At 65.5% G+C, this 25803-nt stretch carries 17 protein-coding genes; 11 read left to right on the top strand and 6 right to left on the bottom strand.

Translation table 11 applies throughout. The features are described from left to right. Positions 1-11: 11 nt before the first annotated feature. The gene (locus BBX35_RS22760) at positions 12-1235 is read left to right on the top strand and encodes a DUF2971 domain-containing protein (protein ID WP_083206067.1); all 1224 of its coding nucleotides are present in this window, start codon (positions 12-14) and stop codon (positions 1233-1235) included. Between the two features lie 1500 nt (positions 1236-2735). Here BBX35_RS22760 and greA read toward each other — a convergent pair. The 3 genes from greA to BBX35_RS07220 all read right to left on the bottom strand — a co-directional run bounded on the left by greA (position 2736) and on the right by BBX35_RS07220 (position 7142). Next, complete coding sequence (gene greA, locus BBX35_RS07230) at positions 2736-3209, bottom strand: transcription elongation factor GreA (RefSeq protein WP_067217652.1); 474 nt, start codon at positions 3207-3209, stop codon at positions 2736-2738. A 130-nt stretch (positions 3210-3339) separates the two neighbouring features. Beyond that, positions 3340-6654, bottom strand: coding sequence for a carbamoyl-phosphate synthase large subunit (gene carB / locus BBX35_RS07225; RefSeq protein WP_067217649.1), 3315 nt, complete (start codon positions 6652-6654; stop codon positions 3340-3342). 170 nt (positions 6655-6824) lie between these two features. Then, complete coding sequence (locus tag BBX35_RS07220; RefSeq protein ID WP_244271572.1) at positions 6825-7142, bottom strand: helix-turn-helix domain-containing protein; 318 nt, start codon at positions 7140-7142, stop codon at positions 6825-6827. A 288-nt stretch (positions 7143-7430) separates the two neighbouring features. On the opposite strand from BBX35_RS07220, the gene BBX35_RS07215 reads away from it, so the two are divergent. Next, positions 7431-8474: an AraC family transcriptional regulator gene (locus BBX35_RS07215; RefSeq protein ID WP_067217645.1), complete on the top strand. Its 1044-nt coding sequence runs from the start codon at positions 7431-7433 to the stop codon at positions 8472-8474. A 455-nt stretch (positions 8475-8929) separates the two neighbouring features. Beyond that, positions 8930-9382 carry a MerR family transcriptional regulator gene (locus tag BBX35_RS07210; protein ID WP_067217643.1) on the top strand — a complete coding sequence of 151 codons (453 nt, stop codon included), beginning with the start codon at positions 8930-8932 and terminating at the stop codon, positions 9380-9382. Positions 9383-10005: 623 nt separating this feature from the next. Here BBX35_RS07210 and carA read toward each other — a convergent pair. Next, the gene (carA, locus tag BBX35_RS07205) at positions 10006-11217 is read right to left on the bottom strand and encodes a glutamine-hydrolyzing carbamoyl-phosphate synthase small subunit (RefSeq protein WP_067217641.1); all 1212 of its coding nucleotides are present in this window, start codon (positions 11215-11217) and stop codon (positions 10006-10008) included. 243 nt (positions 11218-11460) lie between these two features. On the opposite strand from carA, the gene BBX35_RS07200 reads away from it, so the two are divergent. From BBX35_RS07200 to BBX35_RS23610, 7 genes are all read left to right on the top strand, one after another. Then, entirely contained in the window at positions 11461-11916 is a 456-nt protein-coding gene (locus tag BBX35_RS07200) for a GatB/YqeY domain-containing protein (protein ID WP_083206065.1), read from the top strand. A gap of 143 nt (positions 11917-12059) precedes the next feature. Continuing rightward, positions 12060-14147, top strand: a complete 2088-nt coding sequence (gene dnaG / locus BBX35_RS07195) for a DNA primase (RefSeq protein ID WP_067217637.1) — start codon at positions 12060-12062, stop codon at positions 14145-14147. 560 nt (positions 14148-14707) lie between these two features. Next, positions 14708-16756, top strand: a complete 2049-nt coding sequence (gene rpoD, locus BBX35_RS07190) for an RNA polymerase sigma factor RpoD (RefSeq protein ID WP_067217635.1) — start codon at positions 14708-14710, stop codon at positions 16754-16756. Positions 16757-17146: 390 nt separating this feature from the next. Then, positions 17147-18634, top strand: a complete 1488-nt coding sequence (locus tag BBX35_RS07185; protein ID WP_067217632.1) for a DUF930 domain-containing protein — start codon at positions 17147-17149, stop codon at positions 18632-18634. 94 nt (positions 18635-18728) lie between these two features. Then, complete coding sequence (locus BBX35_RS07180) at positions 18729-21326, top strand: KAP family P-loop NTPase fold protein (protein ID WP_141687829.1); 2598 nt, start codon at positions 18729-18731, stop codon at positions 21324-21326. 802 nt (positions 21327-22128) lie between these two features. Continuing rightward, positions 22129-22518, top strand: coding sequence for a DoxX family protein (locus BBX35_RS07175; RefSeq protein WP_067217628.1), 390 nt, complete (start codon positions 22129-22131; stop codon positions 22516-22518). Positions 22519-22665: 147 nt separating this feature from the next. Beyond that, positions 22666-23364, top strand: a complete 699-nt coding sequence (locus tag BBX35_RS23610) for a hypothetical protein (RefSeq protein ID WP_171901400.1) — start codon at positions 22666-22668, stop codon at positions 23362-23364. A 15-nt stretch (positions 23365-23379) separates the two neighbouring features. Here the strand turns inward: BBX35_RS23610 and BBX35_RS23605 are convergent, their stop codons facing one another. Continuing rightward, positions 23380-24255, bottom strand: coding sequence for a LysR family transcriptional regulator (locus BBX35_RS23605; protein WP_067217624.1), 876 nt, complete (start codon positions 24253-24255; stop codon positions 23380-23382). A 123-nt stretch (positions 24256-24378) separates the two neighbouring features. Between BBX35_RS23605 and BBX35_RS07160 the strand changes: the two genes are divergently transcribed. Beyond that, the gene (locus BBX35_RS07160) at positions 24379-25086 is read left to right on the top strand and encodes a glutathione S-transferase family protein (protein ID WP_067217621.1); all 708 of its coding nucleotides are present in this window, start codon (positions 24379-24381) and stop codon (positions 25084-25086) included. 19 nt (positions 25087-25105) lie between these two features. On the opposite strand, the gene BBX35_RS07155 is transcribed toward BBX35_RS07160, so the two are convergent. Continuing rightward, a complete protein-coding gene (locus tag BBX35_RS07155) occupies positions 25106-25720 on the bottom strand; it encodes a TetR/AcrR family transcriptional regulator (RefSeq protein WP_067218344.1) in 615 nt (204 codons plus the stop codon). Between the last annotated feature and the right edge of the window lie 83 nt (positions 25721-25803).

Here is a 25803-nt window from a genome sequence, read left to right as displayed (position 1 = left end):
GGGAGGTTATTATGAAAGATATTAAACTAACATATATTTCTGACAGTTTGGCCGAGACATACGGCAGAATAATTCTTACTCATGATGGCGCTTTTGTAGCTGGAGATGGCGATTTTAATTTTGTTTGCAGTGTTTGCTCTCGTGTCATGGCGAGGAAAATGGGGATCTTACTGCCTTTCCGGAATGCAGTAATTAAGTGTAATGGGTGTCAATCCTATATGCACCTTACGAGGCCCGCGAGATATTCAGAAGTTCCTTCTAACTTAAAGAATTTGAAAGGAAAAGTGGAGATGCCGCTTAACTTTGACATTGGTGGCATGTGGAAGCAGGCAGATGCTCTTTCAAATCTCGATGCGGTCAGCGACGCCGTTCTCAAGCCGTGGAAAGATCATCATTCTAGTATTCCGTCAAAAATATTTCATTATACAAGTGGTGTTGGAGCTGTTGGAATATTTGGTTCAGGTAAATTGTGGGCGTCTGATCTTGCGTATCTTAATGACGCGTCTGAGTTGCAGTATGCGGCTGATTTGATTGAGGAGGTGAAGAATGAGTTTATTCAAAATTCTTCGCCAGAGGCGAAAGAGCTTCTGAAAAGGTCGACGTTTTTGACTACTCCGTATGCCCTTGATGTAGGTTATTACGCAGCGTGCTTTTGCACAAACGGAGATCTTTTGAGCCAGTGGCGCGCATATGGAGGTGTAACTGATGGATACTCCATAGGGTTTGCGACTGAGGGGTTTCTGAAGGCTGGTTTTAAACTGAGAAGAGTATTGTATGATCCTGCGGCGCAGCGGGCTTTGCTTGCCAGTACGTTTTCTCGTGTATTAAGTGTTTTCGAGGAAATTCGTGCGGGTCGTAGCGTTGAACATCTTGATAGAGATTTAATACTTGCGCCTTTCGCCGAGTTTTTGAATAAGCACATTGTTGAGTACATATATTGCTTCAAGCATCCTAGTTTCTATGAAGAAAATGAATGGAGAATTGTAATTGATTTTAATAGGGAAGATCATCTGAATTTTGTTGAATTCAGGCAGGGGCAAGGGCGCCATATCCCTTATGTCAAATTCAATTGTCAGGGTGAGGCTGGGTTGGCCCCTGATCTTCCTGTTGTTTCAGTGACCATTGGCCCCAATTTCACGCCGCCACTAGCAAAGAAATCTATGCATTTGATGATTGAAAGATATGGCTACGAGCATGTGGAGATTCTGGGCACGGATGCACCACTGCGTGTTTAACAGACACGCTTTCCATATCTAAAGATCTGATTTTTTGTTGATTTTATCGATTTCCAGCTCTTCGCTTCAATTGCCTCCTGCGATTGCACGCATCCTCTCCTTCGTCATCCCGCACGCAGCGTTAGCGGAGATGCGGGATCGGAGAGCCGAGGGCGTTGCAGGCAGGGCTCGGGACGACGCGCAAGCGCCATGGCTCGCCGGTTCCGGGTCGCGGCTTCGCCTTGCCCGGAATGACGACGGGAGAGGACGGAGGGTGAGGAGACGCAGCAGGCGGCATAGGTGAGGGCGAGCGGGGACAAGTGCTCCGAAGCGGGGTTTCGGGGCAGTGCGCCAGAGGGCCGCGAAAACGGGGATAGATGATTTCCCCCGGCGGGGATAGACGGCTTCCGCTGCGGGTATAAGTAGCGAGCGGCGATTGAGAGCCGAGTCTCGAACAAGCTGACCGGATGTGTGATTTTCAGGTTTATGATATTGAAATAATTATGTTATTCGACCTAGTCTGGCGTCGCAAATTTCGATAAGAATTTTGCAAAAATCGCTCTCGAAATTCGCGAAAAATGAGACGGCGGCCCCGAACAGGCCGATTGGTTCGTCCTGTCAGACAATCGACGCACCTTTAGCGCCACCCGTTCCCGGTCTGGCCATTCACTTCGGCTGTCGTCCCGGCGCTCCTCCCTCTCCAGCGTCATCCCGCACGCAGCGCGGCGGAGATGCGGGATCGGCGGGCCGAGGGCGGTAGCGGACGGAGGCGCTTCGGCAAGAGCGGCAAGCGCCATGGCTCTCCGGTTCCGGGTCGCGGCTGCGCCTTGCCCGGAATGACGACGGGAGAGGACGGAGGGTGAGGAGACGCAGTGGGCGGGGCGCTCGTTGGCGTGTTGAAGCTGCCGCGTGATCGGAGCCCATCGACGGATCCGACGCAAAACTCTTTTCAAACAGGAAGCGCGCCTTCGGCGCGAATGATGCGCTGGATTCCGGCTCTGGCCATGCGGCTGCGCCGCAGGCCGTCCGGAATGACGGGAGCGGGCGGTGGGCGCTCTGCCCTCTCGTGTCTGCTGAGGGTGCCAATGGATACTGGGTCGCGCTTCGCTTGCCCGGGATGACCGTCGAGGGGGAGGTGGGGGCCTTGCATCTTCTCGGCAAGAGCGGCAAGCGCCATGGCTCGCCGGTTCCGGGTCGCGGCGGCGCCTTGCCCGGAATGACGAAAGGAGAGGTCGTGCCGGAGGGCCGCAGAGGGACGAGGAGGGGCCGCGCCACTCTCTCTGGTGGGGCCCGCGATGCAGGGGCGGCCGGAGAACCAGGGGCGGCCGGCGAGCCGAGGGCGGTCGTGTTGCGGCTGTGGGGCCCGCGAGTGCGCTCCTGCCTCCCCCTACCGGCCCGACATTCCGCACCTCGCCCCCAAAGCAAAACGGCTCCGCAGGGCAGGGGCCCGGCGAAGCCGTGGGATGAGCGATCCGCGATGTATCCTGGAAGGGGCAGGCGGACGGGACGAACGCCCGGCGATCAGCCGAAGGCGACGTTGATGATCTCGTAGGCGCGGGCGCCGCCGGGGGCGCTGACCTCGACGCTGTCGCCGACGGCCTTGCCGATCAGCGCGCGCGCAATGGGCGAGGAGATCGAGATGCGGCCGAGCTTCACGTCGGCCTCGACATCGCCGACGATCATGTACTTCTTCTCTTCCTCGGTGTCCTCGTCGATGAGGGTCACCGTGGCGCCGAACTTGACGGTGTCGCCCGACAGCTTGCTGACGTCGATCACCTCGGCACGGCCGAGCTTGTCCTCGAGCTCGCTGATGCGGCCCTCGTTCAGGCTCTGCTGCTCCTTGGCGGCGTGATACTCGGCATTTTCCGACAGGTCACCATGGGCGCGCGCTTCGGCGATCGCCTGGATGATGCGCGGCCGCTCTTCCGACGTACGCTGCTTCAGCTCCTTCTCAAGCATGGCGTAGCCAGCGCCTGTCATCGGGACCTTTTCCATAGGTCTTCGACCCTTCTTCTTCGCGCCGCCCGCAGGCGTCGCGCGTCAAAAAAAATGACGTCCGGCAAGGGGTGTCCCTGCCGGAACGTTCCACATTTCCTTAAGGTCCGGCGAGCCGGACCAGCAACACTCAGGCCTTGGTGAAGTAGGCCTGCAACGGAACCACTTCAAGGTTGCCCGAAGCGTAGGCCTCGATCCCCTTTGCGGCCGCGATCGCACCAGCCAAGGTCGTGTAATACGGAACCTTGTGCAACAGGGCCGCGCGGCGCAGCGACCTGCTGTCGGAGAGAGCCTGTGCGCCTTCGGTCGTGTTGAAGACGAGCTGAACCTCTCCGTTCTTGATAGCATCAACGATGTGCGGCCGCCCTTCAAGCACCTTGTTGACCTTGTCGCAGGAAATTCCCTGCTTCTCCAGGAAGGTCTGGGTGCCGTGCGTGGCGATGATCCGGAAGCCGGTCCTGGCCAGGCGGCGGATCGGATCGAGCACCCGCTCCTTGTCCGCATCGCGCACCGAAACGAAGACGGTGCCGCTGGTGGGAACGCGCGTGCCCGAGCCCAGCTGCGACTTGGCGAAGGCCACCTCGAACGTGCCGTTGAGGCCCATGACCTCGCCGGTGGAGCGCATCTCCGGGCCGAGAACCGTGTCGACGCCGGGGAAGCGGGCGAAGGGGAACACCGCCTCCTTCACCGCAACATGGTCGAGCTTCTCGCTCTTGAGGCCGAAGGAGGCGAGCGGCTCGCCGGCCATCACCCGCGCGGCGATCTTGGCGATCGGCGCGCCGATGGTCTTGGCGACGAAGGGCACGGTGCGCGAGGCACGCGGGTTGACCTCCAGCACGAAGATCTCGCCGTCCTTGATGGCGTACTGAACGTTCATCAGGCCGCCGACGGCGAGCGCCCTGGCCAGCACCTCGGTCTGGCGGGTGAGCTCGGCCACCATCTCCTCGGAGAGCGAATAGGGCGGCAGCGAGCAGGCGCTGTCGCCCGAGTGGATGCCGGCCTCCTCGATATGCTCCATGATGCCGCAGACGAAGACGTCCTTGCCATCGGCCAGCGCGTCGACATCGACCTCGATGGCGCCGTCGAGATAGCGGTCGAACAGCAGCGGGTTCTTGCCGAGCACCGTGTTGATCTGGCCGGTCTTGTCGTTCGGATACTTGGCGCGCACGTCGGCCGGCACCAGCTCGGGCAGGGTGCCGAGCAGGTAGGCGTTGAGCGCGTCCTCGTCGCGGATGATCTGCATGGCGCGGCCGCCCAGCACGTAGGACGGGCGCACGACCAGCGGAAGGCCGAGCTCGGCGACGATCAGCCGGCTCTGCTCGACCGAGTAGGCGATGCCGTTCTGCGGCTGCTTGAGGCCCTGGCGGTGCAGCAGCTTCTGGAAGCGGTCGCGGTCCTCGGCGAGGTCGATCATGTCCGGCGCGGTGCCGAGGATCGGCACGTCGGCCTCGACCAGAGCCTGGGCGAGCTTCAGCGGCGTCTGGCCGCCGAACTGGACGATGACGCCGTGCAGCGTGCCGTTGGTCTGCTCGGTGCGGATGATCTCCAGCACGTCCTCGGCCGTCAGCGGCTCGAAATAGAGCCGGTCCGACGTGTCGTAGTCGGTGGAGACGGTCTCCGGGTTGCAGTTGACCATGATGGTCTCGAAGCCGGCATCCTGCAGCGCGAAGGCCGCATGGCAGCAGCAATAGTCGAACTCGATGCCCTGGCCGATCCGGTTCGGGCCACCGCCCAGGATCACCACCTTCTTCCTGTCGCTCGGGCGCGCCTCGTCGGCGAGCTTGCCGGCGAACGGCGTCTCGTAGGTGGAGTACATGTAGGCGGTCGGCGAGGCGAATTCGGCAGCGCAGGTGTCGATGCGCTTGTAGACCGGGTGCACGTCGAGTTTGCTGCGCAGCTTCTTGACGTCGGCCTCGTCGAGACCGGCGAGCGAGGCAAGGCGCGCATCGGAGAAGCCCATCGCCTTGAGGCCGCGCATGGCGACCGCGGTGTCCGGCAGGCCGTGGGCGCGCACCTTCTCCTCGGTGTCGACGATGGCCTTGATCTGGCGCAGGAACCACGGGTCGATGTGGCAGGAGCGGTAGACCTGCTCCAGGTCGGTGCCGAGGCGGAAGGCCTGGGCGCACTTGAGCAGGCGGTCCGGCGTCGGCGAGGCGAGCGCGGCGCGGATGGCGTTCTTGTCGTCGTTCTGGCCAAGGCCGGGGATCTCGACCTCGTCGAGGCCGGTGAGGCCGGTCTCGAGGCCGCGCAGGGCCTTCTGCAGGCTCTCGGCGAAGGTGCGGCCGATGGCCATGACCTCGCCGACCGACTTCATGGCGGTGGTCAGGGTCGGCTCGGCGCCGGGGAACTTCTCGAAGGCGAAGCGCGGGATCTTGGTGACGACATAGTCGATCGACGGCTCGAACGAGGCCGGGGTGGCGCCGCCGGTGATGTCGTTCTCCAGCTCGTCCAGCGTGTAGCCGATGGCGAGTTTCGCCGCGACCTTGGCGATCGGGAAGCCGGTCGCCTTGGAGGCGAGCGCGGAGGAGCGCGACACGCGCGGGTTCATCTCGATGACGATGAGGCGGCCGTTCTCCGGATTGACCGCGAACTGGACGTTGGAACCGCCGGTCTCGACGCCGATCTCGCGCAGCACCGCCAGGCTGGCGTCGCGCATGATCTGGTATTCCTTGTCGGTCAGCGTCAGCGCCGGCGCGACGGTGATGGAATCTCCGGTATGCACGCCCATCGGGTCGATGTTCTCGATGGAGCAGATGATGATGCAGTTGTCCGCACGGTCGCGGACCACCTCCATCTCGTATTCCTTCCAGCCGATCACCGATTCCTCGACCAGGACCTCGGTGGTCGGGGAGGCGTCGAGGCCGCGCTCGATGATGTCGAGATATTCCTCGCGGTTGTAGGCGATGCCGCCGCCGGTGCCGCCCAGCGTGAAGGAGGGGCGGATGATCGCCGGCAGGCCGATGTCGTCGAGCGCGTCGAGCGCCTCGCCCAGCGAATGGGCCAGACGCGAGCGCGGCGTCTCCAGGCCGATCTTGTCCATCGCCAGGCGGAACAGCTCGCGGTCCTCGGCCTTGTCGATGGCCTCGGCGGTGGCGCCGATCATCTCGACGCCGAACTTCTCCAGCACGCCCATCTTCTTCAGCGACAGGGCGCAGTTCAGCGCCGTCTGGCCGCCCATCGTCGGCAGCAGCGCGTCCGGGCGCTCCTTCTCGATGATCTTGGCGACGATCTCCGGCGTGATCGGCTCGATATAGGTCGCATCGGCCAGATCCGGATCGGTCATGATCGTGGCCGGATTCGAATTGACCAGGATGACCCGATAGCCTTCCTCTCGCAGCGCCTTGCAGGCCTGGGTTCCCGAGTAATCGAACTCGCAGGCCTGGCCGATGATGATCGGCCCGGCACCGATGATCAGGATCGAGGAGATGTCTGTGCGTCTGGGCATACTGGGCTCGCGGCTGGCCTTCGCCGGATCGTTCCGCGCGGGGCGCGGGATCCGGTCGTCGGCGTCTTACTGGATGAATTCTACGGCTGAGCGCGCCTTATAGGCAAAAAGCGCGAAAGGTGAAACCCCATCCTCGCCATGTTTCCAACGGCCGGCACGACGGGTCGTCCTCACGTGCCGGGAACCGGGTCGGAGGAGCCGCGCGCCGGCTGTCCGGGGCTGGGCGAAGAGGTCGGCTGGACGGGCCCGCGGAGCGGCGTCGCGCCGTCGAAATCGGCAATGCCGGAGCTCAGCGCATAGCAGGCGAGGCGCACGGCCTTGGGGATCTCGACGGGACGGCCGTTGCGGTCGCCCTTCTCGTAATACTGGATCATCCGCTTCTTGAGGCCGAGCACCTCGGCGGCGTCCTTCTGCTTCAGGCCGAGCGACTTGCGCCATTTGCGGAACAGCTCGGGCGTCATCGTGGCGGAAGGGGCAGGGGGCGCCATGGGCCGTCTCGTCCGGATCTTGCGTTGGTCTTGCGCCGGGGCTCGCGTCTCGGGTGCGGCGTTTCCGGTGGAAACCGCCGCGCCTGAAGCGCACCTTTTGCGCCCGACTTGATGTGACGCGGGCGCGAAAAAGTCAAACGCCAATCGGCGCGTTTACCGTGATTGGGTCGCGGGCGACGCGAACTTACATAATGCCGACACTTTCTTATAATGTGCGCGGCGGCCCGCTTCCCGGGGCCGTCCTTCCGGCGCAGTCCGCCGGGCCCCCTTTTACGGATCGTGTCTGCAATGCTGATGAGATTCGACGCGGCCGCGCCGGCGGACACGCTTCTCATTCACTCCCGTGCCCAGATCGGACTGGCCGACTACTGCCGGCTGCGCGGCGTGCCGTTCGACGCGGTGCTGCGCGAGAGCGGGCTGGAGACCGAGACGGTGAGCGCGTCGCTGGGCGGCCATATCAGCCTGCGCGCCCATTCCAGCGCGCTGGAGGCGGCAAGCCGGCTGGCCGACGACGACACGTTCGGCCTCGGCTGGACGCGCTCGCTGGGGCCTGGGCCCGAAGACACGGTGTCGCTGGCCGTGCGCCATGCGCCGAACTTTCGCACGGCGCTGGAGGTGAGCGCCCGTTTCATGCGCATCGTCGCCGATGTGGCAGAGGTGCGCGCCGAATTCGACGGGGAGAGGGCGGAGCTGGCCTTCGGCTTCTCGCCGGAACTGGTCTGCCGCGACCAGCTGCACGACCGGGTGACGAGCAAGGTGTTCGGCCGCTTGATGCGCATCGGCGGGGGCAGCGTGCAGCCGCTGGAAGTGCGCCTGGCGCGCTCGCGCCCGCTCAGCGTGACGCTGCACGACATGTATTACGGCGTGCCGGTGCGCTTCGGCGCGCCGCGCAACAGCCTGCATTTCCGCATCGATCCGCAAGGCGGCGAAAACCCCTTGCGCGACGACGACCTGTTCGACGCATTGTGCGAACTCAACCGGCGGCGGCTCGACGACCGGCGACGGGCGGAGGATTTCGTGGCGATGGTCAACGACGCCATCGCCGAACGCATCGCCGATCCGATTCTGACGATCTCGGAAGTGGCGCGCGGCATGGCGATCAGCGTGCGGGCGCTTCAGCGCAAGCTGGCCGAGCGCGACACGACGTTCAACGCCCTGCACGATGGGGTGCGCCGGCGCATGGCCGCGGACTATCTGGTGCAGACCGACCTGCCGATCTCGGAGATCGCGTTCCGGCTCGGCTTTTCCGCTGTCGGCAATTTCTCCCGCGCGGCGCGGCGCTGGTTCGGCCGTCCGCCCAGCGAATGCCGCAGCGGCGCGCTGAAAGTGTGAACTTCGCGATATTCCTCATCCCGAGACGGTTGCGGCCAGCAACTTTACATCCTTGCGCGCTGCAACCGGGATTGCAGCCGTCTAATCACGTATATACTTTAGTTTTAAGCGATGTTTTGACCGAAGATACCGTCGCTGTATTTTGTATACCATCGCGTTAATCTGGTGCGGGGCACCCGACTGACTTCGCGTAGGTCGTGTTTTTGCCAAGAAAAATTTTTTTATCGGCAAGCTGTCGGCGAAAGATAACGCATGGCTCGACGCAAAGGCGGCCTGCGGCATCCTGTCCGCTTCTTTGAGCGGAGCGGTTTTTCTGGAAGTTTTTTTCCTAAACGAGTGCAAGGATAAAAAAATGGCACCGGAAGAGAAGGCCGAAACGCGAAGCCGATGGCATAGTTGCTCCCGTTGTGCGCGTTCCGGGCCGCGCCATTCGATCGGGAACTACGGATAGTGAAATGACGGAACTCTCCAGAACTTCTGCGTTCGGACCGGACCTTGCGGGACCGATCCAGATCGACGGCAAGAACGAGGCGCGGCTCTCCATCGCCGAGATGGCCGAGACTTTCGGGGTCACTCTGCGTGCGCTGCGTTTCTACGAGGAAAAGGCGCTGCTGCGCCCGGAACGAAAAGGCGCGCGCCGGTTCTACGGCGCTCGCGAGATCGGCCGGATGAAGGTGATCCTGCAGGCAAAGCGGATCGGCCTGACCCTGGTCGAGATCAGGGACGTGATCGCCCTGCTCGAGGGCAAGACCAGCCGCATGTCGCAGCTGCGCTCGCTGCGCGAGATGTGCGCGCGTCAGGACGAGCTGCTGAGCGAGCAGCTGGCCCAGCTCAAGGAGCAGGCCAAGGAAACCGCCGAAGTGGTCGCCGCGCTGGACGCGCTGATCGAGGCCAATCCGCAGGCTTGAGAGGGCGGGCCACCGCGGCCCGCACCGAGTAAGACATTGAACGCCGTCCGGGATGCCGGGCGGCGTTTTTCGTTGTGGGGAGGTGCGGTCGCTGTTCACCCCCTCTCTGTCGGCTGTCTCCCCCTGATCTACTTTTTGGGGGGAGAGAGGGGAGCGTTGGGGCTCACGCCCTTCCTGCTGCGCCTTTCCTTCTGCTTCGGCCTCAGCTGGCGTCTTCCCGGACGAGGCCGAAGGCCGATGATCCGGGACCGGGGAGGCACTGCGTTTGCGGGTTCTGCCCGGAGCGCACCTCATACGCCCTCGACTCTCCGGTCCCGGGTCGCGCTGCGCTTGCCCGGGAAGACGCAAGGAGAGGTTTCGGTGTCCTCGCTACTGCTTTGGCTGCAGAGGCAACCCCGGCAATTGAGAGACGGGAGGCGCTTACCCCCACTCTCGGCTGTCATGCCTGCGAAGGCAGGCATCCAGTATCCGCTGGAGCATATGGGTTGGCGCAAGCGGGGGCCCCGGAGGAGGGTGGCGCGGCGGCATCTCTCCGGTGGCAAAAGAACCGGTGGCAAATGAAAACGCCGCCCGCGAGGCGGGCGGCGTTCGGTGCGTTCAGATGAGGGACCGCGATGCGCCGATCAGGCGGCGGCGTCCTTTTCCGGGAGCGCCGGGGTGCCGGCGCGGGCGCGCATCAGGTTGGTGAAGCGGCGGAACAGGTAGTGGCTGTCGCGCGGACCGGGCGAGGCTTCCGGGTGGTACTGCACCGAGAAGACCGGCTTGTCCTTGAGCCGCAGCCCGCAATTGGAGCCGTCGAACAGCGAGACGTGGGTCTCCTCGACCGCTTCGGGCAGGCTCTTGGCGTTGACCGCGAAGCCGTGGTTCATCGAGGTGATCTCGACCTTGCCGGTGGTGCGGTCGAAGACCGGATGGTTGGCGCCGTGATGGCCCTGATGCATCTTCTCGGTCTCGCCGCCAAGGGCGAGCGCCAGCATCTGGTGGCCAAGGCAAATGCCGAAGACCGGCAGGCCGCTGTCGACCAGGTCGCGGATCACCGGCACGGCATATTCGCCGGTTGCCGCCGGATCGCCAGGACCGTTCGACAGGAAGATGCCGTCGGGCTTGCGCGACAGGACATCCTGCGCGCTCGCATCGGCGGGAAGCACCGTCACCTTGCAGCCGGCATCGGTCAGAAGGCGCAGGATGTTGCGCTTGATGCCATAGTCGATGGCAACGACGTTGAACTCGCCGTCCTCACGCTCGCCGTAGCCCTGGTCCCAGACCCAGGGGGTCTGCGTCCAGCCGTAGCTCTGCGAGGAGGTGACGTCCTTGGCGAGATCCATGCCGACGAGGCCCGGCCAGTTGCGGGCGGCAAGCTTCAGCGCCTCGATGTCGAAATTGCCGTCCGGATCGTGGGCGATCACCGCGTTGGCGGCGCCGGTCTCGCGGATCAGGGCGGTGAGGGCGCGGGTGTCGATGCCCGACAGGCCGATGATGCCGCGCGCCTTCAACCAGGCATCGAAATGCCGGGAGGCACGGTAGTTGGCCGGCTCGGTGACATCGGCGCGCACGATGGCGCCGCGCACGCCGGAGGACGAGGCCATGTTGACGGTCTCGACATCCTCTTCGTTCGTCCCCACATTTCCGATATGCGGAAAGGTGAAAGTGACGATCTGCCCGGCATAGGAGGGATCGGTGAGAATCTCCTCGTATCCGGTGAGTGCGGTGTTGAAGCAGACTTCGGCACAGGCCTGGCCGGTGGCACCGAAGCCGTTGCCCTCGATCACTGTTCCGTCGGCCAGGACGAGAACGGCCGTGGTCGGCGGCGCGGACCAGACGTCGGCGGTCGTCATATCTTGCTTTCTCGATCGGTTCGATGACATGATTTCGCTGAACGCGCCTTGACGGAGCGGGGCTCGGCTGTCAACGGTGCGTGTCGCGCGGCACTCTAGGGGAAGCGCGCCTGGGGGTCAACCGACAGACTTTACAAAAATAATCCTTGTAAATCAACGTGATGGACGAGGTGTCCGGCAGTGGAGCCGAAGCTTTGAGCAAAGTTTCCGCGCTTCCGACCCGGGCAAACGGCAGGGCAGATCATGCGTGAACGTATCGATGCGGCGTTGCAAGACGCCGTGGAGAGCGACGACAAGCGCCGGGCGGCGACGCTGCGGCTGATGCTGGCGGCGATCAAGGACCGCGATGCGCGCTCGCGCGAGCTGGGCCACGACGTGGTGCCGGACGCGGAGATCCGCGAGATCCTCAACAAGATGCTGCGCCAGCGTGAGAGCTCGGTGCGCGACTTCGAGGAGGCCGGCCAGCTCGAGCTCGCCTCCCAGGAGCGCGAGGAAATGGCGGTGATCCACGAGTTCCTGCCGCGCCAGTTCGACGAGCGGGCGATGCAGAATGCCTGCGAGGACGTGGTGCGCGACATCAACGCGCGGGGCCTTCGCGACATGGGCCGCTGCATGAGCGCGCTCAAGGAGCGCTATCCGGGGCAGATGGACTTCGTGCGCGCCAGCTGCGTGGTGAAGGACCTGCTGCGCAGCGAGTAGGCCGACCCGATCCGGGCCGACCTGTTCCAGGGTTGTGGAATTTCTCCCCGCTCTGTCCTACCTTGATGATGAAGGCTGGTGCAGCCGCCCCGCTCCGGGGCCGCGCGCCGGCACCTTTTCCTGTCTCGAAGGCCTGCAAGCCCATGCGTTTTTCACCCGGTCTCCTCGATGAGATTCGCGCTCGAGTGCCGTTGTCGGAGCTCGTCGCGCGGCGGGTGAGCTGGGACCGGCGCAAGTCGCAGCCGGCGCGCGGCGACTACTGGGCCTGCTGCCCGTTCCACCAGGAAAAGTCCCCGAGCTTCCATGTCGACGACCGGCGCAACCGCTACAAGTGCTTCGGCTGCGGCGCCTCTGGCGACCATTTCCGCTTCCTGACCGAGACGGAGGGCCTGTCCTTTCCCGAGGCGGTGGAGCGGCTGGCCGAGCAGGCGGGCGTCGCGCTGCCCGCCCCCGATCCGCAGGCGGCCGCGAGGGCGGCCGAGCGCGCCAGCCTTGCCGAAATCTGCGAGATGGCGGCGCGGTTCTTCCAGGATGCGCTGGCGATGAGCGGCGGCGAGCAGGCACGCGACTATATCTCCCGCCGCCGCCTGCGCCCGGAAACGGTGCGCGAGTTCCGCATCGGCTTTGCGCCGAACGGGCGCGACGCCCTGAAGCGCCATCTGATCGGCAAGGGCGTCGACGAGGCCTCGATGGTCGAGGCGGGGCTGGTGATCCGCCCGGACGACGGGCGGCCGACCTACGACCGCTTCCGCAACCGGCTGATGATCCCGATCCAGGACGAGCGCGGCCGGGTGATCGCCTTCGGCGGGCGCACGCTCGATCCGGACGGGCAGCCGAAATATCTCAACTCGCCCGAGACCCCGCTCTTCCACAAGGGCATGATGGTCTTCAACTTCCACCGGGCGCGCGAGCCCGCCCACCGCACCGGCCAGGCGGTGGTGGTGGAAGGCTACATGGACGCCATCGCCATCGCCCAGGCGGGCATGGGCAATGTGGTCGCGGCGCTCGGCACGGCCTTTACCGAGGAGCAGGTCGCCCGGCTGTGGCGGCTGGCGCCCGAGCCGGTGATCTGCTTCGACGGCGATGCCGCCGGCACCTCGGCCGCGCACCGGGCGGTCGACCGCATCCTGCCGGGCCTGCGCAGCGGCCACTCGTTCGGCTTCGTCTTCCTGCCCGACGGCAAGGATCCGGACGACCTGATCGCCGACGGAGGGCTTGCCGCCTTCACCAAGGAACTGGCGGGCTCGCAGCCGCTGATCGACGTGCTGTGGTCGCGCGAGGTGGACGCGGCGCGCATCGACACGCCGGAGCGCCGCGCGGCGCTGGAAAAGAGCCTCGAGGAGCTGGTGCGCACCATTGCCGACGAGCGGGTGCGGCGCGGCTACCAGCTCGACATCCGGCTGCGGCTGTCCAACCTGTTCTATCAGCAGGCGCGGGCCGCGCGGGGCCAGAATTTCGGCCAGGGCGGGGCGCAGGGCGGCCAGGGTTTCGGGCAAGGCGGCGGCCAGAACTTCGGCCAGGGGAATGCGTTCCAGAAGGCGCCGTCCGGCCAGGCGCGCGGCTCCGACCTGCCGGGCAGCTCGATGTTCGGCCACGAGCGGATGCTGTGCGGACTGTGCCTGAAATATCCCGAGCTGCTGGAGCGGCACGTGGAGCGGCTGGCGCAGGCGCAGTTCGGCGACGTGCTGCATGCGCGCTTCCGCGACGAGCTGTGCCGGATCGCGACCGAGCTGCAGGACGTGCCGGTGAGCGGGTTCTTCGAGACGCTGGACACGCGCTTCTTCCAGATCCTGTCGGAGGCGCTGGACGGACCCGAGGAGGCCGGGGCCCCCGGAGGCGGTGGTGCCGGTGGGGGGCAGCGCATGGTCGCCCGCTTCCACGACCTGTTGCAGCGGCTGCCGATCCTGCGGCACGAGCCGCCGGCGGATTTCATCGAGGACCTGTTCTGCCACTATCTCGACGTGCTGGAGCTGCGCGCGCTGGAGCAGGATCTCGAAGCCGAGCTGGCCGCGCTCGGCGACGGGTTGGACGAGGCGGACTGGGAGCGCATCCGCGCCCATTCGCAGGATCTTGCCCGCCGGCGCGAGGAATGCGCCCGCGACGAGCAGGAGATCGCGGAACGGGGCAAGGTCTTCCGCTCGGCCCGGCCGGTCTCCTCCACGCCGGCGGGAGCTGCGGCGCGCGCCCGCGCGGCAATGGGGCAGGGTGCGATCGCCGGCGCCGGCGGATGACGCTAGGGGCGTTTGCGGCTGTGGATCCCGCCGCCTCTTTGGTTGACGGCCAACGAATCACTCTTGCGAATCCGGACCTTTGCGCTACATAAGCAACTCAGGCAGCATCCAGAGCCGCGACAGGCCCGTCATGCAGACCCGGTCCAGGAGACAAGAGGTCGCAAGACATGACAGGAGCCGACACGGCGGCCCGAAATCACCTTGCCTGCCGATATCCCGTGCGGAGCCGGATGGCCGGAGCCTTGTGCGTGCCGGCCGTATCCGGGGTCGAGTCTTGTCGAACCGGGTTGCAGGGTTAAGTGGCACTTAACGGACAGCGACTAAGACTGACATTCTGTCCCGGCCGGCGTGGCGGCGCGTCGCGGGGGGAGGATCCGTTTGGCCGCAAGGTCTTGGCCGGAAAGGGATCCGGTAGACAGCCGCGAAAATGAATCAGCCGGTCCTCCGGCTTTCACGGCGCCCTGAGGCGCGGAAAGCGGAAACCGGGCCCGCGTGGCGGGCATCGAGCGTGACACGAACGACAGCGCCAGGCCCAAGGGCCGGCGGGGCCGGAGACAACCATGGCAGCCAAATCCACCCAGGCGGAAGAGACCCAGGAAACCGCTAGCGAGACCTCCGACGGTCCGCTGCTGGATCTTTCCGATGCCGCTGTAAAGCGGATGATCAAGCTCGCCAAGAAGCGCGGCTACGTGACCTACGAGGAGCTCAACGAGGTGCTCCCGTCCGAGGAGGTCACGTCCGAGCAGATCGAGGACACGATGGCGATGCTGTCCGACATGGGCATCAACGTCATCGAGGAAGAAGAGGCCGAGGAGGCCCAGGCGGACGATCAGGGCGGCGAGATCGTCGAGGCGAGCCCGACCGCGGTCGCCAAGACGACGGCCAAGGAGCCGACGGACCGCACCGACGACCCCGTGCGTATGTATCTGCGCGAGATGGGCTCGGTCGAGCTCTTGTCGCGCGAGGGCGAAATCGCCATCGCCAAGCGCATTGAGGCCGGCCGCGAGGCGATGATCGCAGGTCTCTGCGAGAGCCCGCTGACCTTCCAGGCCATCATCATCTGGCGGGACGAGCTCAACGAGGGCAAGGTCCTGCTGCGCGACATCATCGATCTCGAGGCGACCTATGCCGGCCCCGATTTCCGCGGCGACGATGCCGAGGAGAGCGAGGAGGAGGGTGCTGCCGAGGGCGAGACGAGCGCTTCCGGCACGTCTTCCGGCCAGGCCCGCGAAGAGTCCACGGCCCGCGGCGAGGGCTCTGCCCGCCCGGCCGGCGAGGGCGAAGCCTCCGGCGAGGCCGAAGGAGAAGGCGACGGCGAGGAGGATGACGAGTTCGAGGCGAACATCTCGCTCTCCGCGATGGAGGCCGAGCTGAAGCCGAAGGTTCTGGAGACCTTCGACCGCATCGCCGACGACTACAAGAAGCTGCGCCGCCTGCAGGACCAGCTGGTCGAGAACAAGCTGGCCAACAAGACCCTGTCTCCCTCGCAGGAGCGCCGCTACAAGAAGCTCAAGGAAGACATCGTCGTCGATGTGAAGAGCCTGTCGCTGAACCAGCAGCGTATCGACGCGCTGGTGCTGCAGCTCTACGACATCAACAAGCGGCTGATGGGCTACGAGGGGCGCCTGCTGCGCCTTGCCGACAGCCACGGCGTCGACCGCGGCGACTTCCTGAAGCAGTACCAGGGCAACGAGCTCGACCCGAACTGGATCCGCAAGGTCGCCAACCTTGCCTCCAAGGGCTGGAAGAACTTCGTCGCCCAGGAGAAGGAAACGATCCGCGAGCTGCGCCAGGAGATCCAGAGCCTTGCCTCGGAGACCGGCCTGGAGACGGCCGAGTTCCGCCGGATCGTCTCGATGGTGCAGAAGGGCGAGCGCGAGGCGCGCATCGCCAAGAAGGAGATGGTGGAGGCCAACCTGCGCCTCGTCATCTCCATCGCCAAGAAGTACACGAACCGCGGCCTGCAGTTCCTGGACCTGATCCAGGAAGGCAATATCGGCCTGATGAAGGCGGTCGACAAGTTCGAGTACCGGCGCGGCTACAAGTTCTCCACCTATGCGACCTGGTGGATCCGGCAGGCGATCACCCGCTCGATCGCCGACCAGGCCCGCACGATCCGCATCCCGGTGCACATGATCGAGACGATCAACAAGATCGTGCGCACCTCGCGCCAGATGCTGCACGAGATCGGCCGCGAGCCGACCCCGGAAGAGCTGGCCGAAAAGCTGCAGATGCCGCTGGAGAAGGTCCGCAAGGTGCTGAAGATCGCCAAGGAGCCGATCTCGCTCGAGACGCCGATCGGCGACGAGGAGGACAGCCACCTGGGCGACTTCATCGAGGACAAGAACGCGGTGCTGCCGATCGACGCGGCGATCCAGTCGAACCTGCGCGAGACGACGACGCGGGTTCTGGCCTCGCTCACCCCGCGCGAGGAGCGCGTGCTGCGCATGCGCTTCGGCATCGGCATGAACACCGACCACACGCTGGAGGAAGTCGGCCAGCAGTTCTCGGTGACGCGCGAGCGTATCCGCCAGATCGAGGCGAAGGCGCTGCGCAAGCTGAAGCACCCCTCGCGCTCGCGCAAGCTGCGCTCGTTCCTCGACAGCTGAGGACGCTGGCGGAGCCAGGGCTCAGGCATTTTTCGGGGCCCGGCGGCAACGCCGGGCCCTGTGTTTTTGGCGGGCTTGCGCTTTCCGGCATGATGGAGAGCGGGGAGAGGGGAGCAGGAGGCCCGGCCGGCGCCCCTCTCGGAGGTCATCCCGGGCAAGCGAAGCGCGACCCGGTACCCATTGGCACCCTCGCCAGGCATGAGGCGGGAGAGCGACGATCACGCATGCGCGAGATACGTGCTGCGGTAAGGTGCGGCCTCCCTTTTTCCCAGAAGCTGGGGTAGGCGTAGCAGCGGGCGCACGACACACGCGGCCCGACCACACCGAACGGAGCGACGGGGCCTGACCCTGAGACAGCCAATCGACAAGCAGGAGCCGGGTTTCACGTCCTTGTCACCCGTCAGCGAGCGGGCGGGCGAGCGGCGGGGCGAAGCCGTGCCCGCGTCGCAGGACCTGCCGCAGGTCGCGCCCGATCCCGTTGCCGAAAGCGCTGCTGGCGAGATGGCGGATGCTGGGGCGCGCGGAACCGGCTTGCGGCGGCGAATCGGGGCGGGTCTTGCCCTGTCGCTGCTGCTGCACGGCGTTGCCGCCTGGCTGGTGTTCTTCGGCCCCGGCGCGGTGCGCGCGCTGCCGCCGACCGTCGACGAGCCGATCGAGGTGGTGCTGATCGAGCCGCCCGCAGCCGAGGAGCAGGCGGAAGAGCAGGCCGAGCCGCCCGCACCGCCGCCCCCGCCGCCGAAAGAAGAGGAAACGCCGGAAGAGGAGGCGCAGGCCGCGCCGCCTCCGCCACCCCCTCCGCCGCCTGCGTCAGAAGAAGAGACGCCTGAAGAGACACCGGAAACGCCGGAGGCAGCCGCCGAGGCGGCGGTGCCGCGCGTGCTGATGCCGGTGACGGAGTTTGCCGAGGAGGACAGCGGCAGCGAGGACCAGGCCGGCGAGATTGCCTTGCGCGAAAGCCTGGACGAGCCGACTGAGACCGCCCCGCAAGAGGCGCACGAGACGTCCGCCAGCGCGGAGGGGCAGGACCAGCCCGCGGGCGAGGCCGAAGGCGAGAGCGCGCAGCAAGGTCCCGGCGAGGCGGAGAGCGAGGGAACCGCGGACAGCGGCGAGACGGGCGCTGCCGAGGAGCTTGCGGCCGAGACGCCGGGCGCTGTGGAAGAGGGCACGCCGCAGGAGGGCGCCGCTGCTCCCGAAGCCGCACCCGAAAGCGAGCCGGACGCCGAGAGCGAGGCGGAGACGGAAGTGGCGGCGCTGACCGACCCGAGCGAGGCGGAGACGCAAGGACCGAGCGATCTCGACGTGCTGGCCGCGCCGACGGAAGGGGCCGGCGTGCCGGCGGGCGGGACGGCCGTGCCGCGGGCAAAGCCGGCGGACATCCCGCTGTTTGCAGGCTCCCGTGCCGATCCGCAATCGGAGGCCGAGGCGGTGGCGCGGGCGATTGCCGCGACCACGCCGGGCTCCGGCGGGCTGAGCTTTGCCCGGCCGAGCGGCGGGGGCGGCGAGGGCGAGCTGGCCGGCGGCACCACGGCAACCCGCCTGTTCTCGCGCGACATTTCCGACGATCCGCGCATGCGCACGGCGATGAACGGCATGCCGCAGGCCGCGCGCGTCGATCTCCTGTGCATGACCGAGCTGCGGGCGCAGTTGCGCACGGCAACGCCGCCCTATCAGCCCGATCTCCTGCCCTCGTTCCGGCTGGAAAGCGGCACGGTGCTGCAGCCGCGACGGGCGGCCTTCCGCGCCGGCGGACAGTGGTACGACCTCGCCTTCCGCTGCGAGCTGAACACGCAGGTGACGCGGGTGGAAAGCTTCACCTTCCGCGTAGGCGCACCGGTCCCGCGCTCGGAATGGTCGGCCCGCGGCTTCCCCGGCAACTGAGCCTCAAGCCCCTGAAAAGAGGTTGTTGTTTTTTGAGGCTCCCGTCAGACTGGCGCTGGGGAACGCGCTGCGGCGCGGCACTGCGGGGGCAGGCTTGGCGGACAGAGACGAACGGCCGGAGATCGACAGCCCGGAAGCACTGGAAGCGTGGCTGGCGGACAAGCCGGCCGAGTGGGCGCAGGTGATCGCCGTGCGGGCAGCGCTGCGGGTGTTTCCGCTGGTGTTCCAGGTCCATGAAGATCCGGATCAAGGCTTCGATGCAGACCTGAAGCAGAACCTGATTCTGCAGGTTTTCAGGGCGAGTTTCATTTCGAGGCTCGTGCTCATATATCCGCGCAGCGAAATACGCACTGCCGTCTCCGCCGCTGCGAAAGCCGCAGCCACGGCCGCTAACTACGCTTCCGCTATTCCTTTCGCCAGAGCCGCTGCTGCCGCTGCCTCCGCCGCCAGAGCCTCCACAAGAACCTCCGCTGGAGCAGATGTCATTGCACGCGCCGCCTCCTCTGTCAGAGCCGCTACAAGTGCCTCCACCGCCGCTGTCGTAGTTCACGCAGGTGGCGACGCCGACGACACCACCAGCTGGCGCGCGGTTTCAGAAGATTGCCTACGGTTACTTGAGTATGTCACGATAGACGATCTGATCGATGAGCCGCTTTGGCTTATGGATGTTCGAGGGAAGGCTTCCTACCGCGCGAATTTTCCTCCTTGGGTCCGCGAGCCATTCGACCGTTTTGCAGCACGGGACGAAGTCAAAAGCGGTCCTTGGCGGCTGATCATCGACTGGTATCGCGCGATACTGCCCAACTCCCTCAATGCAGAGCCGCGCAGTCTCTTCGGCCAGACAGTAGATATCGCCATCGCCACCCAGCCGGACGCATTCTGGATCGTAACCGACGAGCGATCTGCCGAAGATGTGTTTCGGGATCTCGAGCGCATACGCGACGGGAAGCCAACGGCCATCCAGACAACAGCGACATCTGACCAGTACGATTCCGTCAGTGGGCCGGCCGGTGACGATGATCTCGCCGATGGCGATGTGTTGCGGACCGACGCTGTGCCGACGCATTCGGATGAGCCGACCGGCGATGACCACTTAGGCCGTCGGCCCTTTGCACGGGCATTGGTCGAACGCATGATCGAGGTGAAGCAGGCTAGCGGACGCGACGGCTTTGCCATTCACCTCCACGCTCCCTGGGGGGCGGGAAAGACGTTCATTCTGCGCATGATGGACGCGATGCTGAGGCAGCCGGAGCAGGAGGGGAAGTCCTGGATTGTTGTCCATTTCAACGCGTGGGAGCATGAGCGCCGCAAGCCGCCCTGGTGGCCAATGATTGTGGCATTGAAGGATGCCGGGAGCGGTTGCCTCTGGCAAAATCGAGACATCTGGGGTTGGTCTCTGTTCCGGCTGAAGTATGCTTGGTGGTGGACGAAGATGCATCTCGGGCCACTCGTCTTGGCCATCGTTGCTCTGTTGGCTGTTGGTGCTCTTGTCGTTTGGCCTGCGCTGGGTGTTCTGCTCGCTGATGGCACCGGCTCAGTCGCGCAGCCGGATCATGCGACAACCGTGCAGACGGTAGTCAAGTCGTTTGATCTTGCCCTCAAGGTCGCGCTGTCGCTGGTAGCGGCTTTTGGTGCGTTCTTGCTAGCTGGTCGAGCGCTGGTGTTTGGTTCGGCTGACGGAGCGAAATTCTTCTTCGATCTGTCTCGCGATCCGCTGAAGCGGGTCAAGAAGCTGTTTTCGGCGCTGGTGGCAGCAACAAGAGCGCCAGTCTGCATCTTCATCGATGACCTCGACCGCTGCAATGCGGACTATGTGGTCGATCTACTGGAAGGTATCCAGACATCCTTCCGCCACCGTGACGTCACCTATGTTGTGGCCGCCGATAGAGCCTGGATCCGCGCCAGTTTCGAACAACGCTATTCGAACTTTTCCAGCCATGTCGGCAATCCCGGCCAACCGCTCGGCTATCTGTTTCTTGAGAAGATCTTTCAGGTCTCGACGCCGGTTCCCGGAATGGGCGGCGTGAAGCAAAATTATTGGAAACACTTGCTGGCTGGAGAGGCAGAGACAATGAAGGCCGACACAGTGGAGGCTTCCGAAAGCTGGGTGTCGAGAGCGGGTGAGAGGTACCGGAGAAAGAGCATCCTCCCGACTGCGATCTTCGACGAAAAGGTGCGTGTCAAGCGTGAAGAAATTCGGGACGAGTTCGGCAACGAGCTCTCAGAGGCGGATGTTCGTATTCTGCTTTCCAGAGCGTCTACGGAGACGGATCGTGTGGCGACCATCCTGAACTACAGCGAATCCGAGGGAACGACGCGGGAAGCAGAACACTTGCTGCTCAAGTTTTCAGAATTTCTGCCAGACAATCCGCGTGTCATGAAGCGGATGGTGAATTCCTACAAGTTTCGCAGGGTCATCGGCTATTTGGAGAGCAACTCCGTCGGTCACGAGGTTCTGGCGCGCTGGACGATCCTGGAACAGCGGTTCCCGGCCCTGGCCGACCTGCTGATCGAGCATCCCGAGTGGGCGGACATGCTGGCAGAAGGCATGGAAGAGGGCACCGACATGCCGCAGGCGCTGCAGCCTTTCGCGGGCGACAAGGACGTGATCAAGGTCTTGGGCGGGCCGGGAAGCGAGCACCCGTTGCGGGAGAAAGTCATTGCCACGATCACTCGTGGTTCCGCCACCTGACCGGCGGGTCTGGTGTCGTTCGGGAGTGCCTTCCTGGGGCGCTCGGCTCGCCGGTCCCGGCTCGGCGCTGCGCGCCGTCCGGGAAGACGAACCGCGAGAGCGGAGCGTTTTCACCTCTGCTGCTGCCCCCCTCTGTCGGCTGACGCCGACATCTCCCCCTCAAGGGGGGAGAGGGGGAGCATGACGCTCCGCCCACGTGTCATGGCCCACACCTTTGCTTGCGTCCTCCCGGACGAGCATCGCGAGATCGGGGACCGTGGAGGCGCGCCGGTTGCGGAGTCTTTCGGGAGCGTGGCCGTGAGGCGCTCGGCTCTCCGGTCCCGGCTCGGCGCTGCGCGCCGTCCGGGAGGACGAACCGCGGGGCAGAGCGTTTTTCAGCGCCGCTGCCCCTCTCTGTCGGCTGCGCCGAAATCTCCCCCTCAAGGGGGGAGAGGGGGAGCATGGCGCTCCGCCTGCGTGTCATGGCCCACACCTTTGCTTGCGTCCTCCCGCACGAGCATCGCGAGATCAGGGGTGGGGAGGCACGGCGGTTGCGGTGTCGTTCGGGAGTGCCTTCGTGAGGCGCTCGGCTCTCCGGTCCCGGCTCTGCGCTGGCGCGCGTCCGGAATGACCGCCGAATGCCGCGAGGTCGCGCGACGGTCTGGGGTGCGTGCCCCCCGGTTATCCCCTCACATTCGTGTCAGGGGGCTCCCGCTTGCCGGGAAAATCGGCTTAGGCTGAGTTTTGCCGCGCCGGGACGTTGCCTGTACCTGTCTGCAGGGCGGGCGCCCACAATCGGGAGCGCGGCACGAAGGAGGCTTGAATGACGTTCCTCAAGAGCTATTCCGGACCGCTTCTCAGCGTCTTCCGCATCGCGGCGGGCCTGCTGTTCCTGCAGCACGGCACGACCAAGTATCTCAGCCTGCCGCCGACGCAGATGTCGGGCGCCTCGCCGATGACTATGGGCGGTGCGGCCGGCCTGATCGAGCTGGTTTGCGGCGCGCTGATCGTGCTAGGCCTGTTCACGCGGCCGGCCGCGTTCCTTGCCTCCGGCACGATGGCGGTCGCCTATTTCATGGCGCATGCGCCGCAGAACTTCTACCCGATCCTCAACGGCGGCGAACTGGCGGCGCTCTACTGCTTCGCCTTCCTGTACCTTTCCGCGGCGGGCCCCGGCCCGATCAGCATCGACCGGATGCGCGGCGCGGCCTGAGGCTGTTTTCGCAAGACCATGACCCTTTCGGGCGCGGAAGCATAGCCGCGCCCGTTTGCGTTTTTGGGCCTGATTTTTGGGTCGGGTTAGGGCCGGCTTAAGGCCGTGCCGGCATGGTCGAAGCATTGCATTCTTGAGGTGATTGCCATGCTCGACGGATTGCCGATCTGGTTCTGGTACCTTGTCGTGATCGCGGGAACGGCCTTTCTGGTCGTGCGCCATCTGCCACGCCTAGCCAGGCGGCGGACGCAGCAGCGCGTGCCCGCCGCCACCATTGCCCGGCCGGAAGAGCCGGCCGCCATGACGCGGATCGAAATGCCCGAGATCCTGGCCTGGCTGCAGACGCGGGCGCCGCGCAGCCCGGATCTCTGGCACATATTGCCCGACCTCAACTGGGACCATGAGGAGCATCTGCACCCGATCCTGCTGTGGGTCGTGCGCCAGCCGGACTGCGATGCGGCAACGGCAATCGACATCCTGAAGCTGATGAGCGACGACGTGGCGCTCGACCTCGCATCGGGCGGAACGAGATGGGCCCCAAGTGGTTTCGATCCGAACGACAGCGACGAGGTGCGCCTGTTGCAGGCGATTTGCGAGCGCTCGGAAGGGGGCGGGTTCGCCGGGCCGGTTCTGAAACAGACGATGTGGCCGAGCACCCATGCCAACCACCAGCATCTCGAGATGCTTCAGGGGGTACTTGCGAAGATCGAGGCCGAGGGGCGGTCGGTGCCGTTTCCGCTGCCGGTGAAGCTGCTGTCGGCACCCGTGCCGGACGACGTTCGGCCGGCGAAAACGCCGGTGCGGCTCGACGACGATGCCATCCTGGTGCCGCACGACATGGCGTGACCGGACGGGCGCAGCTCACGCCTCGACAAGGGCCTCGATCACCGCGCGCACGGCCGGCAGCACGCCGCGGCGGTGCGGGGTGAGGATGGTCGTGGTGATGGTGCCGGCGCGCCAGCCGGGCAAGAGGGGAAGCAGCTCGCCCCGCTCCAGAGCGCCGGCGGCGACCTGCTGCGGCAGGCAGGCGATACCGAGACCGGCGCAGGCGGCGGCGAGCAGCATGCCGGCCTCGTTCAGCGACAGGCGGGAGCCGGGGCGGACTTCGGCGCGGGCGCCGTCCGGCCCTTCCAGCTGCCAGGGGGCACCGTCGCCGATGTCGATCAGTTCGTGGGCGGCGAGGTCGGCCGGGGTCTGCGGCGTGCCGGCGCGCTGGAGATAGGCCGGTGCCGCGGCCAGGATCACCGCTTCCTCCGACAGGCGCCGCTGCATCAGCCCGGAATCGGGCAGCAGCGCGCGGTGGCTGCGCACGGCGATGTCGAAATCCTCATGCGCAAGGTCGACGAAGCGGTCGCTGACATGCAGCTTCACCGAGAGTTTCGGGTGGCGCTGCAGGATCTTTGCGAGCTTCGGCGCCAGATGGAAGCGGGAGACCGGTACGGAGGCGGTGAGGCGGACCGTGCCGCTCGGCTCGGCAAGACGGCGGCGCACGACGGCCTCGGCCGCTTCCGCCTCGATCACCGCCGCGCGCGCATGCTCGTAGACGTCCCGGCCGACATCGGTGAGGCGAAAGCTGCGGGAGCTGCGATGCACCAGCCGGGCGCCGAGCTGGCGCTCCAGCTCGGCAACGCGCTTGGCGACGGTGGATTTCGGCGTGCCGGACAGGCGGCTAGCAGCGGCAAAGCCGCCGCCCTCCACCGCCCGGACGAAGAAGCGCAGGTCGTTGAGATTGTACATCGACAGCGTCCATATCTGTGGACTTGAAACCGGCATATCGCGGGCTACAGCACCAGCGTCCATAATTGCATAGTCCCGGCATCCGGGCGAGACCTCTCGCCCCAAGCAAAGGGACACAACATCATGACCCCCATCCTGTTCTACGGCGTGCCGGCGGGCTGCTCCTTCGGCTCGATCGTCGCGCTGGAATGGCTGCAGATCCCCTATCGGCTGTGCCGCATCGACATGGCCGGCGATGAAATCCGCAGCGAGGCCTACAGTCGCATCAACCCGGTCGCCGAGACGCCGAGCCTTGCCACCGCCGACGGCCGGCTGGTGGCGGAGAGCATGGCGATCCTCAACCATCTGGCGCCGCAGGGGGCGGAAAGAGGTCTCGGCTTTCGCCAGGGAACGGCGGGCTTCGACCGGCTGAACCAGATGCTGGCCTTTCTGAACACGGCGCTGTTCGACGGGTTCAGCCCGCTCTGGCATGCCTATGAGCATGGCGTCGAAGGCGAGGGGAAGGCGGTGCTCGTCGCCTATGCGCAGGCAAAGCTGACGGGCGCCCATGCGCAGCTGGAGCGGATGCTGGGCGAGGGGGCGTATCTGCTGGGCGAGAGCCGGACGCTGGCCGATGCCTATTTCTACGGGATCGCGCGCTGGGCCGAATATCACGGCGTGCCGGATCGCAGCGCCTTCCCGCGCTTGCAGGTATTGTTCGCGCGGCTTGCGGACGATCCGGCGGTGCACTTTGCCGCCGGCGTGGAAGCGGGCGAGGAGGCGGCCTCCGCGGGCGGGTTCCTCGGCCATGTGAGGCTGGAGGACGCGCTGAAGGAACTGGGGCTGGCTTGAGGCGTGCCCGGAGCGGGTCTTACCGTTCCGGAGCCAGCAGCCCGTCGACAAGCGCCTCGAAGACAGCGAGGAAGCCGGTCTCGTCCGTGCCCGAGGCGATGTCGAGGGCGGCGCGGTCGAAGGCGGCGGAGAGCACGCCGGTCAGCGCATCGAGGGGCAGGGGGCGCAAGTCGCCCTGCCCAAGGGCCTCTGACAGCCCCTCGCGCAGGGTTCGGCCGGCATGGAGGGCGTCGAGGCGGATGGCCTCATTGGGGCCGAGCGCCGCCGGGCCGTCGACCAGCAGGATGCGGCAGCGGCCGGGCGCGCGCATCGCCGTAAAGTAAGCCCGCGCGCCGGAAAGCAGCGCCTCGCGCGCTGATGCGGCTTCAGACGACCCGTCCTCGATCTCGCGCGCGACTTCGCGGCTTTCCGCCTCGAAAACGGCGGCGAAGAGCGCGGTCTTGTCGGCGAAGTGATGATAGAGCGCGCCGCGCGTCACCCCGGCGGCGGCAACGATCTCCGGCGTCGAGGTCTCGGCGAAGCCCTTTTCGGCAAAGAGACGCCGGCCGGCGGCAATCAGCTCGCCGCGCATTTCGGCGGAGCGCTCGGAATTGCCCCGGCCCTTGCCGCGCCGCCGGTCGGGCTTGTCCGTCATCGTGTGGTCCATCGGGTCACCTATTTACATACAGACTGTTTGTATGTATATGGATACAGGCTGCATGTATGTGACATGGAGCG

Origin of the sequence: Stappia indica (assembly GCF_001696535.1) — a bacterium.
GTDB lineage: Bacteria > Pseudomonadota > Alphaproteobacteria > Rhizobiales > Stappiaceae > Stappia > Stappia indica.
Note: the sequence above shows the minus strand (reverse complement) of the source record. Positions and strands in the feature narration are given on the sequence as shown.

What these genes read in the sequence shown, in the direction of transcription:
- dnaG (WP_067217637.1), top strand. Translation starts at nt 12,060, where the DNA reads ATGCGTTTTTCACCCGGTCTCCTCGATGAGATTCGCGCTCGAGTGCCG.
- greA (WP_067217652.1), bottom strand. Translation starts at nt 3,209, where the DNA reads ATGGAAAAGGTCCCGATGACAGGCGCTGGCTACGCCATGCTTGAGAAG.
- BBX35_RS07220 (WP_244271572.1), bottom strand. Translation starts at nt 7,142, where the DNA reads ATGGCGCCCCCTGCCCCTTCCGCCACGATGACGCCCGAGCTGTTCCGC.
- BBX35_RS07155 (WP_067218344.1), bottom strand. Translation starts at nt 25,720, where the DNA reads ATGACGGACAAGCCCGACCGGCGGCGCGGCAAGGGCCGGGGCAATTCC.
- BBX35_RS07175 (WP_067217628.1), top strand. Translation starts at nt 22,129, where the DNA reads ATGACGTTCCTCAAGAGCTATTCCGGACCGCTTCTCAGCGTCTTCCGC.
- carB (WP_067217649.1), bottom strand. Translation starts at nt 6,654, where the DNA reads ATGCCCAGACGCACAGACATCTCCTCGATCCTGATCATCGGTGCCGGG.
- BBX35_RS07215 (WP_067217645.1), top strand. Translation starts at nt 7,431, where the DNA reads ATGCTGATGAGATTCGACGCGGCCGCGCCGGCGGACACGCTTCTCATT.
- BBX35_RS07210 (WP_067217643.1), top strand. Translation starts at nt 8,930, where the DNA reads ATGACGGAACTCTCCAGAACTTCTGCGTTCGGACCGGACCTTGCGGGA.
- BBX35_RS22760 (WP_083206067.1), top strand. Translation starts at nt 12, where the DNA reads ATGAAAGATATTAAACTAACATATATTTCTGACAGTTTGGCCGAGACA.
- BBX35_RS07200 (WP_083206065.1), top strand. Translation starts at nt 11,461, where the DNA reads ATGCGTGAACGTATCGATGCGGCGTTGCAAGACGCCGTGGAGAGCGAC.
- rpoD (WP_067217635.1), top strand. Translation starts at nt 14,708, where the DNA reads ATGGCAGCCAAATCCACCCAGGCGGAAGAGACCCAGGAAACCGCTAGC.
- BBX35_RS07160 (WP_067217621.1), top strand. Translation starts at nt 24,379, where the DNA reads ATGACCCCCATCCTGTTCTACGGCGTGCCGGCGGGCTGCTCCTTCGGC.
- BBX35_RS23605 (WP_067217624.1), bottom strand. Translation starts at nt 24,255, where the DNA reads ATGTACAATCTCAACGACCTGCGCTTCTTCGTCCGGGCGGTGGAGGGC.
- carA (WP_067217641.1), bottom strand. Translation starts at nt 11,217, where the DNA reads ATGACGACCGCCGACGTCTGGTCCGCGCCGCCGACCACGGCCGTTCTC.
- BBX35_RS23610 (WP_171901400.1), top strand. Translation starts at nt 22,666, where the DNA reads ATGCTCGACGGATTGCCGATCTGGTTCTGGTACCTTGTCGTGATCGCG.